This window comes from Caulobacter sp. GW821-FHT12D05, from assembly GCF_058807295.1.
In genome coordinates this window covers 726,821-745,764 of the sequence record NZ_JBXAQO010000002.1, presented here as the reverse complement: position 1 = coordinate 745,764, position 18,944 = coordinate 726,821, and the positions used below count along the sequence as shown (strand labels likewise).

General features: G+C 68.8%; 10 protein-coding genes. 4 read left to right on the top strand and 6 right to left on the bottom strand.

Features of this window, described 5'->3' with window-relative positions; all coding sequences use genetic code 11:
* Positions 1-6: 6 nt before the first annotated feature.
* Positions 7-2,130: a beta-N-acetylhexosaminidase gene (locus AC1RRR_RS10880; RefSeq protein WP_492812944.1), complete on the top strand. Its 2,124-nt coding sequence runs from the start codon at positions 7-9 to the stop codon at positions 2,128-2,130.
* Here the strand turns inward: AC1RRR_RS10880 and AC1RRR_RS10875 are convergent.
* From AC1RRR_RS10875 to AC1RRR_RS10850, 6 genes are all read right to left on the bottom strand, one after another.
* Positions 2,127-3,653 (bottom strand): carboxylesterase/lipase family protein, encoded by a 1,527-nt coding sequence (locus AC1RRR_RS10875; protein ID WP_492812943.1) that lies wholly within the window; start codon positions 3,651-3,653, stop codon positions 2,127-2,129. The genes AC1RRR_RS10880 and AC1RRR_RS10875 overlap by 4 nt on opposite strands.
* A complete protein-coding gene (locus tag AC1RRR_RS10870; protein ID WP_492812941.1) occupies positions 3,650-5,848 on the bottom strand; it encodes a beta-glucosidase family protein in 2,199 nt (732 codons plus the stop codon). The genes AC1RRR_RS10875 and AC1RRR_RS10870 overlap by 4 nt, the downstream gene beginning before the upstream one ends.
* 41 nt (positions 5,849-5,889) lie before the next feature.
* Positions 5,890-7,212, bottom strand: coding sequence for a glycoside hydrolase family 1 protein (locus tag AC1RRR_RS10865; protein WP_492812940.1), 1,323 nt, complete (start codon positions 7,210-7,212; stop codon positions 5,890-5,892).
* Between the two features lie 82 nt (positions 7,213-7,294).
* The gene (locus AC1RRR_RS10860; RefSeq protein WP_492812939.1) at positions 7,295-9,568 is read right to left on the bottom strand and encodes a TonB-dependent receptor; all 2,274 of its coding nucleotides are present in this window, start codon (positions 9,566-9,568) and stop codon (positions 7,295-7,297) included.
* Between the two features lie 208 nt (positions 9,569-9,776).
* The gene (locus AC1RRR_RS10855) at positions 9,777-10,988 is read right to left on the bottom strand and encodes an MFS transporter (RefSeq protein WP_492812937.1); all 1,212 of its coding nucleotides are present in this window, start codon (positions 10,986-10,988) and stop codon (positions 9,777-9,779) included.
* 27 nt (positions 10,989-11,015) lie between these two features.
* Positions 11,016-11,972: a carbohydrate kinase family protein gene (locus tag AC1RRR_RS10850; protein ID WP_492812936.1), complete on the bottom strand. Its 957-nt coding sequence runs from the start codon at positions 11,970-11,972 to the stop codon at positions 11,016-11,018.
* 250 nt (positions 11,973-12,222) lie between these two features.
* Between AC1RRR_RS10850 and AC1RRR_RS10845 the strand changes: the two genes are divergently transcribed.
* The 3 genes from AC1RRR_RS10845 to AC1RRR_RS10835 all read left to right on the top strand — a co-directional run bounded on the left by AC1RRR_RS10845 (position 12,223) and on the right by AC1RRR_RS10835 (position 18,938).
* The gene (locus AC1RRR_RS10845; protein ID WP_492812935.1) at positions 12,223-13,476 is read left to right on the top strand and encodes an ROK family transcriptional regulator; all 1,254 of its coding nucleotides are present in this window, start codon (positions 12,223-12,225) and stop codon (positions 13,474-13,476) included.
* 230 nt (positions 13,477-13,706) lie between these two features.
* Positions 13,707-16,316, top strand: a complete 2,610-nt coding sequence (locus AC1RRR_RS10840; RefSeq protein ID WP_492812933.1) for a TonB-dependent receptor — start codon at positions 13,707-13,709, stop codon at positions 16,314-16,316.
* A 75-nt stretch (positions 16,317-16,391) separates the two neighbouring features.
* On the top strand, positions 16,392-18,938 hold the full coding sequence (locus AC1RRR_RS10835; RefSeq protein WP_492812932.1) for a beta-N-acetylhexosaminidase: 2,547 nt from the start codon (positions 16,392-16,394) through the stop codon (positions 18,936-18,938).
* The last annotated feature ends 6 nt before the right edge of the window (positions 18,939-18,944 follow it).

Below are 18,944 nucleotides of genomic sequence, written 5' to 3'. Positions count from 1 at the left end.
GTGATCATGGGCCGCAAGGGTTTCGCACGAGGGCTGCTGGCGGCCTTGTTGATCACGGTGTCCTCGCCGGCCCTGGCCGCCTCCGTGCTGACGCCTCAGCCGAAGGTCGCGACCTGGTCCGAGGGAAGCTTGGCCTTGGATGGGGCGTTTGTCACCGCTTGGAATGGCTGTCGTGACGCGCGGCTGGACCGCGCTGTCGCGCGTTTCCAGACCGATGTCGGCCAGCTCACGGGACTGGAACTGCGCCGCAAGTCGGGGCCGCGTCTCGCGATCGCTTGCGGGAAAGATCCGACGGCGGAGGGTTATCGTCTGGCCGTGACGGCGACGGGCGTGACACTGGACGCCGACGGGCCGACCGGGGTGCTGCGCGGGCTGGCCACCTTGCGCCAACTGGTCGAGGTCGCGGGACCTCGCGCCAGCTTGCCGCTGACCCGCATCGACGACGCGCCGCGCTTCGCCTGGCGCGGCCTGATGATCGACACGGTCCGCCACTTCATGGCCCTGGAGACGATCAAGCGCCAGATCGACGCCATGGAGCGGGTGAAGCTGAACGTGCTGCACCTGCACCTGTCCGACAACGAAGGCTTCCGGGTCGAGAGCAAGCGTTATCCGAAGCTCCAAGCCACGGGGGACGGACAGTTCTATACGCAGGCGCAGGTGCGCGAGCTGGTCGCCTATGCCGCCGACCGGGGCGTGCGGATCGTGCCCGAATTCGATGTCCCTGGGCACACCCGCGCCTGGGCCGAGGCCTATCCGGAACTGGGCCTGGCGCCGCTGAAGCCGGCCAACGCTATCTCGGCGGCGCTGGACCGGGCGCTGGATCCGACCAAGCCCGAGACCTACCGCTTCATCGACGGCCTGTTCGGCGAGATGGCTGGCCTGTTCCCGGACGCCTATTTCCACGCCGGCGGCGACGAGGTCAGCGACGCGGTGTGGCTGGACCATCCGCACGTCCAGGCCTTCATGAAGGAGAACGGCATCGCCTCGAAGGCCGCGCTAGAGGCCCACTTCCAGGGCCGCGTGTGCGAGATCCTCAAGAAGCACGGCAAGACCATGATCGGCTGGGAGGAGGTCGCCGCCAACGGCGCGCCCGGCGACGTGGTGATCCAGGCCTGGCAGACCTCGAACGCCACGGCCGCCGCGGTCGCCAAGGGGCACCGGACGATCGTCTCGGCCGGCTACTACCTGGACCTGCTGATGCCGGCCGAGTTCTCCTACCTCAAGGACCCCTTGGATACGTCGGCCGCCGGGTTCACCCCCGCCGAGGCGGAGGCTGGCCGCAAGCTACATCCGATCCTGGCCAAGATCCTGACCGACGCCCTGGTCGCCAAGCCGCTGCCGCCGCTGACGCCGGAGCAGGAGGCGCTGATCCTGGGCGGCGAGGCGCCGCTGTGGGCCGAGCTGGTCAGCGACGAGATCATCGACAGCCGCCTGTGGCCCCGCGCCGCCGCCATGGCCGAGCGCTTCTGGTCGCCGCGCGAGACGCGGGACGTCGCCGACCTCTATCGCCGCCTGCCGGTGGTCGAGGACCAATTGCGGCTGCAAGGTCTGAAGGGCGACAACGCCGCCATGGCCGGGCGCTTGGCGCCGGGCCAGGCGGGACCGGTGCGGACGCTGCTCGAGGTCGTGGGGCCGGTGCGCAACATGGCCCACGACCATCGGATCAAGGCGATGCTGGCCGGCAAGGTCATCGACCAGCCGCTGACCAGCCTGGCCGACGCCGCGCCGGTCGACAGCCTCGTGGCGCGCCGCTTTGAGACCGACGCCAAGGCCTATGCGGCGGGGGATCGCTCCGGCGCCGAGAGCCTGAAGGCGCGGCTCGTATCCTGGCGCGCCAATGACGCGGCGTTCCGAGTCGTGGCCAAGGGACGAGGGGACTTGGAGGCGGCGCTGCCCGTCTCGGCCGACATCGCCGAGTTGGCCGACGTGGCTCTGGCGGTGATCGCGGCGCGCGAGACGGGTAGGGCCCTGGATCCGACGGTGAAGGCCCGCGCCGAGGCCGTGCTGGCCCGCGCCGAGGCGTTCGAGGCCGCGTCGGCCAAGCCGCTGTTCGCCTTCCTGGGCAAGCAGCCCCCGGCGGACCTGATCATCAAGATCACGCCGGGGGTCAGGGCGCTGGTCGGGCCCTAGCGCGTGGCGGTGCGCTCGGCGACATCCAGTCGGGCGCGCCAGGGATCGCCCTTGCCGACCAGGGCGCCGTCCGGCTGGACGTCCAGCAACTGGTCCTTGGCGTCATAGCGCGGCCAAGCGGGCAGGCCCGGGCCGTTCGGGTTTCCGGTCCGCGCGAAGTTGGCCCAATAGTCGGCCAGGCGCGCGGCGACGGCGGCGTCTTGCGCGGTGACGTCCTTGTAGACCGCCGCCAGCCGGTCGAAGGCGTAGGCGACCTCGGTTGAGTGGTTGGCTCCGAACGGCGAGCCTGGCAGCGCCTCGGGCGCGATGTAGCCGAAGCGGTACTCGAACGCCGGCGCGCCGCGCTTGGCCGTGGCGCGGGCGATGAAGCGGGCCGGTTCGACCATGTTGCGGTCGCCGCCGATCGCCGCGTTCAGGGCGTTCAGCGGAATGGTCCCGGCCGGGTCATAGGCCTGGCGGGCGGCCTCGGCGTCGGGACCGAAGCGGGCCAAGGCCTCGTCCTTGGTGCGGGCGAAGTCCAGGCTGAGGTCGGCGGTGGTGGCGCCGACGATGGTCGGGACCTTGCGTTGCAGACCCTTGGCGTAGGTCTGCTCGGGCATCCGCGTGATGAAGCGGCCGTCGACGACGGGACCGGAATAGAGCGCCTTGTCGCCCATGAAGACCAGGGTCGCCATGCTGAGATTGTCCGCGATCTTGTCGGCGGGCAGGGCGCGCAGGGCGGCCAGATCCAGCGCGCCTTGCTTCTGGGCGAAGGCCAGGCCCAGGCTCTCGGCCGAGGGCATACCGGGCAGGTCCTGCGACAGCCGCCGCTCGCGCGCCAGGGCCTTGCGGCCGGCGCCGGACTGGATGATCGCCTTGTCGAACGGTGCGACATCGCGCGGCGTCGCGGTCAGCAGATTGATCGAAATGCCGCCGGCCGAGCCGCCGACGACCGTGATGTTCCTGGGATCCCCGCCGAACGCAGCGATGTTGCGCTGAACCCAGCGCAGGGCGGCGGCCTGGTCCATCAGGCCGTAGTTGCCGGTCGCCTCGTCCGGATGCTCGGCGGTCAGGGCCGGATGGCCGAAGAAGCCCAAGCGTCCCAGGCGATAGTTGAAGGTCACGAATACCAGGCCACGCTTGGCCATGGCGTCGCCGAAGGTCTCGGCCGACGAGGAGCCGCCGTTCACGAAGGCCCCGCCGTGGATCCAGACCATGACCGGAAGCGGCTGCTTCGACGCCTGCGCCGGCCGCCAGACATTGGCGAACAGGCAGTCCTCGGCCTGCGGGCTGGGCGGGGGCGAGCCGGGCATGCGGCCCTGGACGCAGTCGGGACCCATCACCGCCCCGTCACGGACGCCGCTCCAGGCCTTGGCCGGCTGCGGCGCGCGCCAGCGCAGGTCGGCGACCGGCGCGGCGGCATACGGCAGGCCCTTGAAGGCCAGCACGCCATCCGAGGTCAGGCCCGCGACGACGCCGCTCTCGGTGGTCACGGTCGAGGGCGCGGCGATCGCGGCCGCGGCGAGCAGGGCCAGCATGCTCATCGGCGGGCGCTTTCGGTCTGGGCGGTCAGGCTGGCCTTGCCCGCCAGGTCGCGCGAGCCGGCGGCCTTGCCGACATAGAGGTCATAGGTCCCGGCCTCGCGCCACCACTGGCCGGCCTTGGCGTCCCACGAGGACAGCAGGCGCGGATCGGCGGTGATGGTGACCTGTCGGCTCTCGCCGGGCTTCAACTCGACGCGGGCCCAGCCGGCCAGGCGATGAGTCTTGCCAGGCGGGGCGACATAGAGCTGGGCGACCTCGGTCCCGGCGCGCTGGCCGGTGTTGGTCAGGGTGAAGGTCGCGGTTAGCGCCTCGCCGCCCTGAGGCTTCAGCCTCTTGTAGCCGAAGGTCGTGTAGGTCAGGCCGTGGCCGAAAGCGAACAGCGGCTTTTCGCCCTTCCGCTCGAACCAGCGATAGCCGACGTCGGCGCCTTCGGTGAAGGCCACCTCGAACGGCTCGACCTTGACCCCCACGCCCAGCGGCTTGCGGTTGGCGGGATCAAAACCCGGAATGGCCGGGCGCGGCAGCTGGGCGACGTCGGCGGGGAAGGTGATCGGCAGGCGACCCGAGGGGGCGACCGCGCCGGTCAGGATCTTGGCGATGGCGTCGCCGCCGCGCTGGCCCGGATACCAGGCCTGCAGCACAGCGCCGACATCCGACAGCCACGGCATGGCGACCGGGTTGCCGGTCTCCAGCACCACGGCCGTGCGCGGATTGGCGGCGGCGACCGCGGCGATCACGGCGTCCTGGCCGTCGGTCAGCGACAGCGAGAGGGCGTCCATGCCTTCCTCTTCCGGCCGGACGGCGAAGACCAGCACGATGTCGGCCTCGCGGGCCAGGGCCGAGGCGCGGGCCGGATCGGTTCCGTCGTCATAGGTGATCTCGGCGTCTGGCCGTAGCTTGCGCAGGGCCTCGAGCGGCGCGTTCAGGCCATAGACCGGGGCTAGCAGGGCCGCGACGCCTTCGCGCCCGCGCCGGTCGGTATAGTGGCCGCCGAACGGCATGACCTGGGACGAGCCGCCGCCCGACAGCACGCCCTTGTCGGCGAAGCCACCGACGACCAGGATCTTCCGAGCTTTGGCCGCCAGGGGCAGCAGGCCGTCGTTCTTGAGCAGCACCATGCCGCCCAGGGCGACACGCTCGGCCACGACGGCGTGGGCCTGCTGGTCGATCGCGCCGCCGGCCTTGGCCGGGTTGTCGATGGCGCCGGCGTCGAGCATGGCGCGCACGATGCGGCGGGCGGCGTCATCGACCCGCTCGGCCGGGACCTCGCCACTTTCGACGGCGGCCTTCAGCTGGTCGAACCATGGACGGTCCTGCGGCGACTCCTGGTCCAGGCCGGCCATCAGCGAGCTCTTGAGACCGTGGTTGGCCCCCCAGTCCGACATCACCCAGCCGGGGAAGGCCCAGTCGGTCTTCAGCACCTTGTTCAGGAGGAAGTCGTTCTGGCAGGCGTAGTCGCCGTTGATCCTGTTGTAGGCGCACATCACCGCGCCCGCCTTGCCGCGCTTCAACGCGATCTCGAAGGCCAGCAGGTCACTCTCGCGCAGCGCGGCCTCGTCGATCGTCGCGTCGTGGACGAAGCGGCCGGTCTCCTGGGCGTTGAGGGCGAAGTGCTTGAGGGTCGAGACGACGTGGCGACCCTGGATGCCGGCCACCTGGGCCCCAACGATCTGGCCAGCCAGCAGCGGATCCTCGCCGGCATATTCGAAGTTGCGGCCGTTGCGCGGCTCGCGGGTCAGGTTGACGCCGCCGGCCAGCTGGATGTTGAAGCCCTTGGCGTGGGCCTCGGCGCCCAGCATGTCGCCGGCCTGTTGCGCCAGCTCGGGATCGAAGCTCGCGGCCAGGGCCAGGGTGGCGGGCAGCGAGGTGGCCTCGTCGCCGCGCCGCAGGAAGCCGCCCAGATTGCCGACCCCCAGGCTGGCGTCCGACATCTGCTGGGCGGGGATGCCGACCCGGTCGATCGCCTCGACGAAGCCCGCAGAGCCCAGCGCGCCCTTGGGCGTGTGCTTGCGCATGATCTCCGGCACGGACGGAGGCAGCGGGATGCCCAGCGACAGCAGGCCAAAGCCCGACTGGGTGCGCAGCAGGACGATGCGCTCGTCCAGGGTCATGGACGCGACCAGCGCCTTGGCCTTGGCCGCGTTGTCGGGCGCTTGCGCCATGGCCGGAGCGGCCGTGGAAAGGGCGGTGGTCATCAACAGGATACCGAGGAAACGCTTCACAACAGGGGCTCCGATCAGGCGCGCGACGTCAGGCCGGCGGGCAGGCCGGCGCGGGCGAGGCGGCCCATGTGGTGGGCGCTGGGCTTGGGGGTGCGGGCGAAGGTGCTGCGGTCGACGCTGACCAGGCCGAACTTGGGGCCGTAGCCCGAGAACCATTCCCAGTTGTCGAGCAGCGACCAGTGGATGTAGCCGCGCACGTCGATGCCGTCCTTCAGGCACTTGAAGACGCTGGGCACGGCGCGGTCGATGAAGGCGATGCGGCGGCTGTCGTCCTCGGTCGCCACGCCGTTCTCGGTGACATAGATCGGCTTGTCGGTGTGCTGGGCGACCGCGCGGATGACGCCCTCCAGGGCGTCGGGTGCGAACGGATAGTTCATCTGGGTCAGCTCGACGCCCGCCGGGTTGGGCAGGTCGCTGTCGGCGCCGACGACGGTGTAGGTGTAGTTCTGCACCCCGATGAAGTCGCCCTTGGCCTGGACCCAGGGCAGCATGACCTGGGCCTGCTTGGCGGTGACGCCGCTGTCCTTTTCGGGGTGACGTTCGTCGTTTAGCGACAGGGTGACGCCGACCGGGAAGCGGCCGCCGGAGACCTCCTTGATCGCCGCCCAGGCCGCCTCGTGGGCCTCGATCATGATCGGCTGCTGGACGCGGAAGTCGCCCAGCACCGGCGGCGACCATTTCGGCGCGCCCATCGCCTGGGCGGCGGCCCTCTTGGACATCTCGATATAGGGCCGCAGCGGGCGCACGGCCGGCGACCAGCTGACCAGGGCGCCGAGGTTCGGCTCATTGAAGGTGGCGGCGATGCCGATCAGGTCGCCCAGGTGCTGGGTGACGATGCGGCAGTAGCGCACGAACGGCGCGATCCCGTCGCGGGTCTCGAAGCCGCCGGCGGCCGCGAACCAGCGCGGCGTGGTGAAGTGGTTGTAGGTGACGAACGGCGTCATGCCGTGCTTGCGGATCGTCTGCAGCACTCGGCGGTAATAGGCGATGGCGGCTAGCGAGATCTGGCCCGGCTCGGGTTCGATCCGCGACCACTCGATCGAGAAGCGGTGGGTGTTGAAGCCCAGCGAGGCGGCCAGGGCGATGTCCTGGTCCATGCGGTTATAGGCGTCGCAGGCGTCGCCGGATGGGTCCTTGAAGATGGTCGGCTTGACGTGCTCCATGACCCAAAGGTCGGACGCGAAATTGCCGCCCTCGATCTGGTAGGCCGCGCCGGCCGTGCCCCACAGGAAGCCGTCTTTCTTGGTGGTAGGCTTCTTGGCGGCGCCCTCGGCGGCGGAGGCCGTGGCGGCCAGGCTAGCGCCCAGCAGCACCGCGCGGCGGTCGAAAACGGTCATGGAGACGTCTCTCGATATTCGGGAAAAAGGCGGGCCGAACCGAGGTCCGGCCCGCAAGGCCAAGCTCTTCGGGGAGAAGCGCCTAGAAGCTGAGGTTCAGGCTGGCGCCGACGGTGCGGAACGCGTCGGGGCTCATGATCCGGTAGTAGCCGCCGGGGTTCAGCGTCCCCGAGGCGTAGGGCGCGTAGAAGTGCTCGTTCAGCAGGTTGCGGGCGTAGATGCCGATCCGCCACGATCCATCGTCACGGCCAAGGCCCGCGTTGAGGTTGAGGATGCCGTAGGCGTCGACGACCGACTTCGGGTCGCCGGCGACGGTCTGGGCCTCGCTGCGCCAGGACCAGCTGAGCGAGGCGTCGACCAGCAGGTTGGCCGCCACCGGACGCTCGTAGGAGCCGCGGATCGAATAGGTCCACTTGGGCGCGTTGGTCAGGCGCTGGCCGGCATAGTTGGCGACGGTGGCCTTGGTCACCGGATCGACATAGCAGCCCACGCCCACCGTCGAAGACACCGGCTGGCCCGCGTAGCAGGCGTTGGTGTAGTCCTTGAACTTGGCGTCCGAATAGCTGCCGTTGACGGTCAGGGTGAACTCACGGCTGACCTTCAGCAGGGACTCCAGCTCGACCCCGCGCGCGCGCATCAGGCCGGCATTTGTGAAGGTGAAGCTGGGCGGGGTGGTCGAGCTGTCCAGGGCCTGGGCCTGGAAGTCGCGGAAGTCCGACCAGTAGAGCGCGCCGTTCAGGCGCAGGCGGCCATCCAGCAGGGTCGACTTGACGCCGGCCTCGTAGCTCTTGACGTGCTCGGGATCGACCTCGCGCGGCTTGCCGCCGCCGGCGTTGTCGATCACCGGACCCTTGTAGCCCGTGGCGTAGGTCAGATAGGCCATCAGGTCGCGGCTGGGCTGGTACTGCAGGCCGATGCGGCCCGAGACATTGTCGGCCTTGCTGGAGCCCTTGTAGTTGGCCAGCGTCCCCAGCGGGACCGTGCCCGGGATCGGCGTGACCACCAACTGGCCGTCGACCTTGTCGTTGGTGTAGCGCAGGCCCGCGATTACCTTCAGCACGTCGCTGAGGGCATAGGTGCCCTGGCCGAAGACGGCGGCGCTGCGGGTGCCGCCGGTCTCGTCGCGACGGCCGCCGCCCAGCACCACCGGCGCGCCGAACGCGCCGTAATAGGCGCCCTTCTGCGTCACCCAGCCCGCCAGGTCGGTGTTGTAGTAGTAGGCCCCGACCACGTACTCCAGCTTGCGGCCGGTGGGCGAGGTCAGGCGGATCTCCTGGGTGAACTGGCTGCTGTCGACCCCGCCGTCGCTGTTGTTGAAGACGTTGATCGGGGCCGCGTCGATGTCCGACAACTGCGTGGTTTTGACCGCGCGCCAGGCGGTGATCGAGGTCAGGCTGTGCTCGCCCAGCTGATAGTCGATCTGGACCTGCGCGCCCTTGATCGTGGTGTAGGCGGTCCAGTCGCCGTCCTGGAAGCTCTTGAAGACGCCGTGGCCGGGCTTCTCGGTGAAGCGGGCGAACTGGGCGTTCAGGGCCGCGCTGGTTCCCAGGCTCTCGATGGTGTGGGCGTCGCGGTTGAAGCCCTCCTGGTAGTCGCCGGCGATCAGGATCGACAGCTTGTCGCTGGGACGGACCAGCAGCTTGCCGCGCACGCCCTTGTTCTCGCGGTCGCCGACATGCCAGTCGTGCAGCAGGTTGGGGATCGCGCCGTCCTGCTCCTGGTGGAAGGCCGAGAGGCGGAAGGCGGCCTTCTCGCCCAGTGAAACGTTGGCGTTGCCCTTGACGATCTGCTCGGCGCGCTCGCCGAACGAATAGGACAGGTCGCCAAAGGTCTCGCCGATCTTCGGGGCCTTGGTGACGATCTGGATGACGCCGGCCGAGGCGTTCTTGCCAAACAGCGTGCCCTGCGGACCGCGCAGCACTTCTACTCGCTCGACGTCGCTGAAGCCGGTCGCCCCGGGATCGCGCGACAGGCCGATGACCACGCCGTCGACCACCAGGCCCACGGTCTGCTCGGCCCCGCCGGCATAGGCTTGCGTGCCCACGCCGCGGATCTGATAGCCGCCGCCATTGGCGGTGGGATTGGTGGCCGAGAAGCTGACGTTCGGGGCCAGGTACTGGATGTCGGTCACTTCGCGGAAGGCCGACTTGGCCAGCTCCTCGCCCGAGACGGCGGTCACCGAGATCGGCACGTCCTGCAGACGCTGCTCGCGGCGGGTGGCGGTGACGATGATGTCGTCCAGCTGGACGACGTCGGACTTCTGTTCCTGAGCCATGGCCGGCATAGCGGCGAAGGCGGCTCCGAAGGCCGAAGCCAGCAGCGCGGCCTTGGTGGTGCGGCGGATAAGTGCCTGCATTGTTCTGTACCCCCTAGTTCTTGTCGTTTCTTGCGTGGCCGGCGAGGGCGGGAGGGGGCGTGAGTCCGCGCTGACCGTCCGCTCCTGCGCGCACGGCCTGGCAAGCCTTTCCTCCTGTCTCATCGACACAAGCAGTCAATACTGCTTGTAAATGAAAGGCAAGGATGAAGTTGGCCCGGAACGGTCGGTGGGTGGTGCGTTGTGGGAGCTAGGCCTCGGCTCGCTTACGCCAGGCGATGGTCTCGTTGCGCACCAGGGGCTTGGCCCAGAAGGCGACGCTGAGGATGAAGCCCAGGGTCGCGAACACGGCCAGCATCGCCAGGCGCAGGCCGATATGCTCGCCCAGGGCGCCGACCAGCAGCGGCACGACCGCGCCGCCCAGGATGCCCGAGCACAGGATGCCCGACAGCGCGCCGTGATGGCGCGGGACCGAGTTCAGGCCCAGCGAGAAGACGATCGAGAACATCGCCGACAGGAAGAAGCCGCAGATCGGGAAGGCCAGCAGGCTGGCATGGCGGTCGCCGAACAGCGCGACACCAAGGCAGGCCATGGCCGCCACGGTGATGGCCGCCAGCACGATCTTGGAGTCCAGCAGCTTCAGGGCGACCAGGCCCGCCAGGCAGCCCAGCGACATCAGGCCCCAGAAGCTGGCCACGCTGCGGGCCCCTTCAACCGTGGGCGAATAGCCGTGATAGGTGGCCAGGAACTGGCTCATCCAGTTGGCCAGGCTCTGCTCGGTCCCGACATAGGCGGCGATGCCTAAGAAGAACAGGATGACCTTCGGGTCCTTCAGCAGCTCCAGATAGGCGCTGGCGGCCCCGGCCTTCTCGTCGTCTTTCAGCGCCACGGGACCCAGGCGCATCAGGGCGGTTACCGCGATGACGGCGGCGAAGATCAGGACGAACAGCCAGTAGAGCGAGATCCAGGCCGGGTGGGCGGCGAAGGGCAGGGTGGTCGTCATCAGCCTCGAGAACACCAGCGGACTGACGAACGAGGCCAGGCCGAACACCAGCTGGCCCATCACCGAATAGAAGGCGAAGTGCTGCTCGCCGCCGGCCTGCCGCATCAGCGGATTGATCACCACCTGCAGCATGGCCATGCCCAGGCCGATCACGAACAGCGCCCCGACCGCCACGCCGTAGGTCGGGACGGCCGAGAAGGCGAGTGCGCCCAGCAGGTTCAGCGCGAAGGCGCCGAGCAGGACCGGCTTGGGTCCGACCCGCTCGATCAGCACCCCGGCGGGGATCGAAACCACGCCATAGGCCAGGAAGAACGAGAACGGCAGGAAGCCGGCCAGGGTCAGGCTGAGGTGGAAGTCGGCGATGATCAGCGGCATCAGCGGGCCGATGATGTTGGTCACGAACGAGATCACGAACCACACTGCCAGGATGTAGCCGATCACCAGGCCCCGATTGCGCATCCGCCTTCTCCCCCTCTTGTTGTTGTTCTAGCGCGCCGCGACCGCCAGCGCGGCCAACTGGCCGGGCGCGATCGACTGGCGCGGGAAATGGCCGATGACGGCCGAGGCCGTGCGGCAGCCCTGGTCCAGCGCCTCGCGCACGCCCAGGCCTGACAGCTTGGCGGCCAGATAACCGGCGTTGAACGAGTCGCCCGCGCCGATGGTGTCGAACACCGCGATCGGCGGCGCGGCGACCTTGAAGCGGGCGCCGCCATAGGTCGCCACCGCGCCCTTGGCGCCGGTCTTGGCCACCAGGGTCGCGTCCGGCCGCATCATCGGGGCCAGGGCCAGCAGGGCGTCGTCCAGGTCCTCGACCCCGGCCAGGCCCTTGATCTCGATCTCGTTGAGCAGGATGTGGTCGCAGCGGGTCAGCCAGGCGGTGGTCGCCGCGCGGGTCTCGAAGGTCCAGCCCTCGGGCGGCCAGCCGGTGTCGATGGCGATCTGGTAGCCCAGCGCCGACAGGTCATCCAGCACCCGGGCATAGGCCTCGCGCATGCGGGGCAGCAGGAACACCCCTGTCAGCAGGGCGATCGAGCCCGGAGCCGGCGGCGGACCCAGGCGCGGGCGCATCTCGTCCCAGCTCTGCGCCTCCAGGTGGCCCTTGGTGGTGAAGAAGGTCCGCTCGCCGCAGTCGTGGATGACGCCGGTCGAGATGGTGGTGGCCGTCTGGGTGACGCCCAGCTGGGCGTCGACGCCCTTGAACTCCTCGGCCAGCCAGCCGCCGAAGGTGTCGCCGCCGACTTGAGACAACAGGCGGCAGGGCGCGCCCAGGTGGCGCATGGCCAAGGCGGTGTTGCCGCCCGAGCCGCCGGCCCGCAGTTCGCTGCGTTGCATGATGGTCTCGGTGCCGATCTTGGGCCAGCCCGCGACAGGGCCCAGCACCAGGTCGACGGCGACGTCGCCGATGATGGTCAGGCTGGGCGGGGCGTGGTTCAGGTGGTCCATCGAGTGCTCGTGCGCTGTGGCCGAGGCGCGGCCGCCCGGAATCCGCTTGGATCGCCGTCCCGTTGTCCGCCCCCGGATCTTGGACGGCGTTCGTCTCGCCGTCGTTGACGATGAACATGCGAACCTTGTCGCGGGCTGTCAATTATTAAAACCAATGGATGGAAGAAATTGACCCGAGCCGGGTATCCCTTGTCCGGCCAGGGCCGCGATGGCAGATCAGACCTCGGAACAGGGAGTTCGACGATCGTCCATGGCCACCCGCGGCGCCACCCAGCAGTCCAGCGCCCCTTATAATCGCCGCATCGTGCTGGACGTGATCCGGCGGCGGGGCGAGGTGTCGCGCAAGGAGATCATCGACCTGGTGGCGCTGAGCCCCCAGACCGTGGCCAACATCACCCAGGACCTGGAGGAGATCGGCCTTGTCGTCTCCAAGCGGCTGAAGGGCGACAAGGTGCGGGGCCAACCGCCCATGGCCTTCGCCCTGGACCCGCGCGGCGGCGACTCGATCGGCGTCAGCTTGGAGCCCCGCCGGGCCTATGCGGCCCTGGTCAATCTGGTCGGCGAGGTGCTGCATCGCGACGAGGTCGAGATCGACGCCCGCGACCAGGCCGCGACCCTGAAGGCGGTGGTGGCGCTGGTCGGCGACCTGGCGGCGCGCTCGTCCGACGCCAAGCGGCTGTGGGGCGTGGGCGTCGCTTTGCCGGGGCCGTTCGATGTGCCGGGTTTCAGCTTTACCGGCCCCACGGCCTTCGAGGGCTGGACCGATCTGTCGATCCTGGAGGAGCTGCAGAAGGCCACGGGCCTGCCAGTGTTCTACAGCATCGACAGCGCCGCCGGCGCGCTAGGCGAGTCGCTGTTTGGCGTGGCGCGCGACCTGACGGGCTTCTTCTACCTGCATTTCGGCGTCGGTCTGGGCGGGGCGCTGATCGTCGATCGCGCCGCCTACAAGGGCGCGGGCGGCAACGCCACCGAGATCGGCCACATCCCGATCGTGCCGCACGGCAAGGCCTGCTACTGCGGCAATCACGGCTGCCTGGAGCGGTATCTGTCGCTGCACTCGCTGTCGGAATTCGTCACCGGCCGCACCGATGTCGAGCTCTCCAACGCCGAGATCCTGGCTCTGCTGGAGGCCGACGATGAGAAGCTGATGGACTGGTGCCGTCAGGCCTCCAGCCACCTGCGCAACGCCGTCTGCATCATCGAGAACATGCTAGACCCGGCCACCATCGTCATCGGCGGCTCGGCCCCGCGCGCGCTGGTCGAGCGGCTAGTCGCCCTGGCCATGCCGTTGCGCCATTCGGTGCGCGGCCGGGGCGGGGAGGGGGCTTCGCGCATCACCCTGTCCGACCGTCAGGAAGACAGCTCGATCCTGGGCGCGGCGGTGCTGCCGATCCACGAAATGCTGTCGCCTAGCTACGAGGTGCTGCTGCAGGAACGCAAAGGCCGGGCCGAGGTCGAGACCTTCCTGGGCGCCCGTTCGACAGGCCGCGTGACCGCCATCTGATCGATTTCGAGCACGGCGCCCGCTGCCCGTTCAGCGGCTCATTAAATAAAAACATCCAATAGAAGTATATATTGACACCCCGAAAAACCGGCGCCTATCGTCAGGCTGTCGGAAGGGGCGAGACACGCCGCGTCCGGACAAAAACGGTCGAATTGCCAGCGCGAAGGCGGGAGAGCCGGAACCTCAAGTTCCGGGCTGACGCGCGGCCAACAAGATAAGGGGGAGTATCCGTGTCTCTATTGCCTACCCGCCGCGCTGGTCTGCTCATGACCTCGGCCCTGGCCGCCTTCGCCCTGCCGGGCCTGGCCGCCGCTCAAGACGCTGCCGCCGGCTCTGATGTCGGCGTGCTGGAGGAGCTGGTCGTCACCGCCTCCAAGCGCGAAACCAAGCTGATGCAGACGCCGCTGGCGATCTCGGCGTTTACGCAGGAAAGCCTGGACCGCCAGGGCATCAAGTCCGCCCGCGACCTGTCGGCCACCATGCCCAATGTGCAGCTCAGCACGGGCGCCGACAGCGGCACGGCCGCCAGCATCCGGGGCGTGACCTCCACCGACTTCACCGAGGTGGGCGAAGGCGCCGTCGCCATCCACCAGGACGGCTTCTACTCGCCGCGCTCGCAAGGCGCCCTGGCCCTGATGTTCGACGTCGAGCGGGTCGAGGTGCTGCGCGGCCCGCAGGGCACGCTGTTCGGCATGAACTCGCCGGCGGGCGCGATCAACATCATCCCGGCCAAGCCGTCGTTCAACGACACCTTCGGCAAGGTCGAGGGCGAGCTGGGCAACTACAACGCCCGCGGCCTGCGCGGCAGCTTCAACTGGGGCGTCAGCGACACCTTCGCGTTGCGGGCGGCCTTCATGGTCGAGCAGCACGACGGCTACATGATCCAGGAGCAGGACTTCACCGACATCGAGTCGCCGGCCTACGGCATCCACAAGGACGGCATCCCGGACGTCGACCAGCGCCGCAACCGGCTGGTGAAACCCAAGGACTACTACAACAACGCCGACCAGTGGGCCGCGCGCCTGATCGGCCGCTGGCGTCCGACCGACAAGCTGGAGTTCACCGGCACGGTCTCGCGCTTCTCGGACCAGGGCGCGGGTGACCTCGACTTCGTCGACTGCAAGCAGGCGGCCGGCACGATCAACGCCTGCAACCATCCGCAGCGCTACGCCAAGATCAACGTGCCCGGCCGCCGCGACATGACCGTCGACGACGTCCAGCTGAAGGTCGCCTACGACGTCTTCGACAAGGCCACGCTGGAATATCGCGGCGCCTACCAGGACCAGAAGCGCGACCAGATCTCTGACGTCGACGGCGGCGCCCATCCCAACGCCCAGTGGTCCTCGATCGGCGACCCGTCGCTGACCTCGCACGAGGCCGAGCTGACCGGCTACTACCCGATCTGGGACGAGGTCTGGTCCACCAAGGGCAGCCGCTACCGCACCACCAGCCACGAGGTGCAGCTGAAATCGAACGGCGCGTCCAAGTTCCAGTACGTGCTGGGCGCCTACTACCTGAAGGAAAACAAGCGTATCCGCTACGACATGGAGATGTTGGCCAACAAGACCTGGACCGACGATCCCCACGCCACGTCGTATGATCCGCACCTGGGCTTCCAGCCTGACGGCCTGCCCGACACCTGGATCTTCGACCAGAACAAGCGGACCACCGAGTCCAAGGCCCTGTTCGGCCAGTTCGACTACCGCGTGCTGCCCAAGGTCAACCTGACCGCCGGCTATCGCTACAGCTGGGATCGCAAGACCGACCAGGGCGGCGTCACCTACGCCTTCTGGGAGGGAACCAGCGCCTGGTACAACGGCCACCACACGCCTGACAGTATCCGGGGCCACCAGTCCAACGACCTGAACTTTGACATGGGCGGCGAGGCGCCCCTGGGCGTGGTCGTGCCGGGCGGCGCGCCCAACAACGTGGCCATGAAGTGGAAGCAGGGCACCTATCGCCTGGGCGCCCAGTTCTTCCAGAGCGACGACGTGATGTGGTTCGCCTCGCTGGCCACCGGCTACAAGATGGGCGGCATGTACGAGATGTTCGACACCTGCAACAACGGGTGCCTGAGCCTGCTGACCTATGACCCCGAGAAGGTGAAGACCTACGAGCTGGGCTACAAGGCGACCCTGCTGGAAGGCCGCATGCGGCTGTCGGTGACCGGCTTCTACAGCGACTACACCGACATGCAGAACACCGGCGACAAGGTGGTCGGCAAGGACACCAACCCGCTCAGCGCCAACTTCGGCGACCCGGTCCTGGCCTGGACGACCGACAACCTCAACAGCGCCCGCATCCAGGGCGTCGAGGTCGAGTTCGACATCATCCCCTGGGCCCACGGCCGCCTGTCGGGCTACGGCGCGTTCCTGGACACCAAGATCAAGAACGGCGGCACCTTCACCGACGGCTTCGCGTGCGCCGAGCGCGAGATCCTGAACGTCGCCCACTGCGGCGCGCCGGGCTACGACACCATCGTCGGCAACCAGTTGCCGTTCGCGCCCAAGTACTCGATGTCGGTGACCTACGAGCACAGCTTCGACCTGAAGGGCGGCTACGTCCTGCAGCCCTATGTCCAGGTCCGCTGGCAGGACCGCATGTGGATGGACGTCCAGAACCTGGACCTGCCGCACCTGACCAACGGCCAGGCCGCCTATGCCAAGGTCAATGCCAGCCTGAAGCTCTCGGCGCCGCAGAACCAGTTCTATGTCGAGCTGTTCGGCGACAACCTGACCAACAAGGACACCAAGAACTTCGGTGGGTTCAATCGCGGCGTGATCCGCGGAACCTACGATCCGCCGCGCACCTGGGGCGTGCGACTGGGCTATAGCTTCTGACGTAACCCCATTCGTCGGAACCCCTGGGGAGGGCGGGGCCAAGGTCCCGTCCTCCCAATTTCCTTGAGGTCGTTGATGGTCGGAAGATCGAAGTCGTGTGTCGCGGGCGGGCTTGGCCTCGCCGTTCTGCTGGCTGGTTCGGCCCTGGCCCAGCCCCGTCAGGCCGATCTCGACCGCCTCGCCGCCGATCTCAAACTGACCTACCGCGTGCTGGACAACCGGCCCGCGCCCGAGGCCTGCAAGCCCGATCCGTCCTGCATGCTGGCCCAGATTTCCCTGGCCGCGCCGAGTGTGCCAGCGGCGGGGTGGTCGCTGTACTTCAGCAACGTCAACCGCGTGCTGGCGGCCGGCGGCGATGACTTCACCCTGACCAACATCAATGGCGACCTCTATCGCCTGACCCCGACGGCCAGCTTCACGGGCTTCAAGCCCGGCCAGCCAATCGTCGTGCCGCTGCGCATCGAGGGCCAGCAGCTGTCGGAGCTCTATCCGATGCCCAACGCCTATGTGGCGGCCGAGGGCCTGACGGCGCGGACCATCGACAGCACCCGGCCCGTGGTCGATCCCGAGACGGGGCTCGAGACCCTGCCGTTCGTGATCCCGTTCACCGACGAGGCCAAGCTGGCGGGCCGCTCGGCGCACGACCTGACGGTCTGGGCGACCGCGCCGAGGCTCTACGCCGCCAATGCGGGCGCGACGCTGCAGCCGATTCCGCGCGGGGCGATCCTGCCGACGCCGCTGAAGACGCAGATGGCCGATGGCAGCCTGGACCTGTCGCGCGGCGTAACGGTCTCACTGAGCGGCTTTGCGAAGTCGGACGTCGCCATCGCCCTCGCGCGCCTCGGCGTGGCCGAGACCAAGGGCGGTGCGCCTCTGCGGATCTCGAAGGCCAAGACCGAGCCCGGCGGCTACCGCCTGACGATCGACGGCCAAGGCATCGCCATTGCCGCCGGTGACGGGGAGGGCGCGGCCAACGCCCTGGCCTCGCTGGCTCAACTGGTCGACGCCGGCCGCACGGTCCCGCGCCTGACGATCGAGGACGCCCCGCGCTTCGGCTTCCGGGGCATGCACATCGACGTCGCCCGCAACTTCCACTCCAAGGCCGAGATCCTGGCGATCCTGGACCAGATGGCGGGCTACAAGCTCAACAAGCTGCACCTGCATCTGGGCGACGACGAAGGCTGGCGGGTCGAGATCGCCGGCCTGCCGGAGTTGACGGAAATCGGCGGCCGGCGCTGCCATGACCTGTCCGAACGCACCTGCCTGATCCCGCAGCTGGGCGCGGGTCTCGACGGGACCGGACCGGTCAACGGCTACTTCTCGCGCGCCGACTACATCGAGATCGTGCGGGCGGCCAAGGCGCGCCACATCGAGGTGATCCCGTCCTTCGACATGCCCGGCCACTCGCGCGCGGCGATCAAGGCCATGGAAGCCCGCGCCGCCCGCCTGCGCGCCGAGGGCGAGCCGGAGGCCGAGGCCGGCCGCTACCTGCTCAGCGAGGCGGCCGACAAGAGCGCCTATCGCAGCATCCAGCACTACACCGACAACACCATCAATGTGTGCCTGCCCAGCAGCTATGCCTTCATCGGCAAGGTGATCGACGAGATGGCTCGGCTGCACAAGGAAGCCGGCGCGCCGCTGAAGCGCTACCACATCGGCGCCGACGAGACGCCCGGCGCCTGGAGCGGCTCGCCCGCCTGCCAGGCCTATGAGGCCAAGACCGGGATCAAGCCGAGGGATCTGGGCGGCCACTTCATCGAGAAGGTTTCTGCCATGGTCGCGGCGCGGGGCGTGGTCCCGGCCGGCTGGAGCGACGGCATGACCCACGCCAAGGCCGAGCGCATGCCGGCCCGCGTGCACTCCAACTACTGGGGCGACCTGGGCGGCGACGGCAGCGTGGCGGCCCACAGCCAGGCCAACCAGGGCTGGGAGGTGATCATCTCCACGCCCAACGTCCTCTATTTCGACAGCCCTCAGGCCGCCGACCCCAAGGAGCGCGGCTACGACTGGCCCTCGCGCTCGACCGACACCCGCAAGGTGTTCGCCTTCATGCCCGAGAACCTGCCGGTCCATGCCGAGGTCTATGCGGGGCTGGACGGCCGTCCGCAGACGACCAAGGACCCCCAGCCGCTAAAGCCGGGCGTGCGTTTCGTGGGCCTGCAAGGCCAGCTGTGGAGCGAGACCGTGCGCTCCGACGCCCAGGTCGACTACATGCTCTATCCGCGCCTGTTGGCCCTGGCCGAACGCGCCTGGCGCGCGGCCGATTGGGAAGCGCCATACACGGCCGGCAAGGCCTATGCCCACGACACGGGCGCGCTCACCCAAGACCAGCGCGGCCGCCGCGACGCCGAGTGGAACGCTTTCGCCAACCTGCTGGGTCAGCGCGAACTGGCGCGGCTGGACGCGGCGGGCGTGGCCTATCGTGTGCCGACGGTCGGGGCGGTGGTCCAGGACGGCAAGCTGCGGGCCAACGTCGAGTTCCCCGGCCTCCTCATCGAGTACCGCGTCGAGGGCGGCGCCTGGCGGCCCTACGTCCAGGACGCGCCGGTGTCGGGCCGCGTCGAGGTCCGCGCCCGCTCGGCCGACGGCAAACGCGCCGGCCGCAGCCTCAGTCTTCAGTAAGAACAA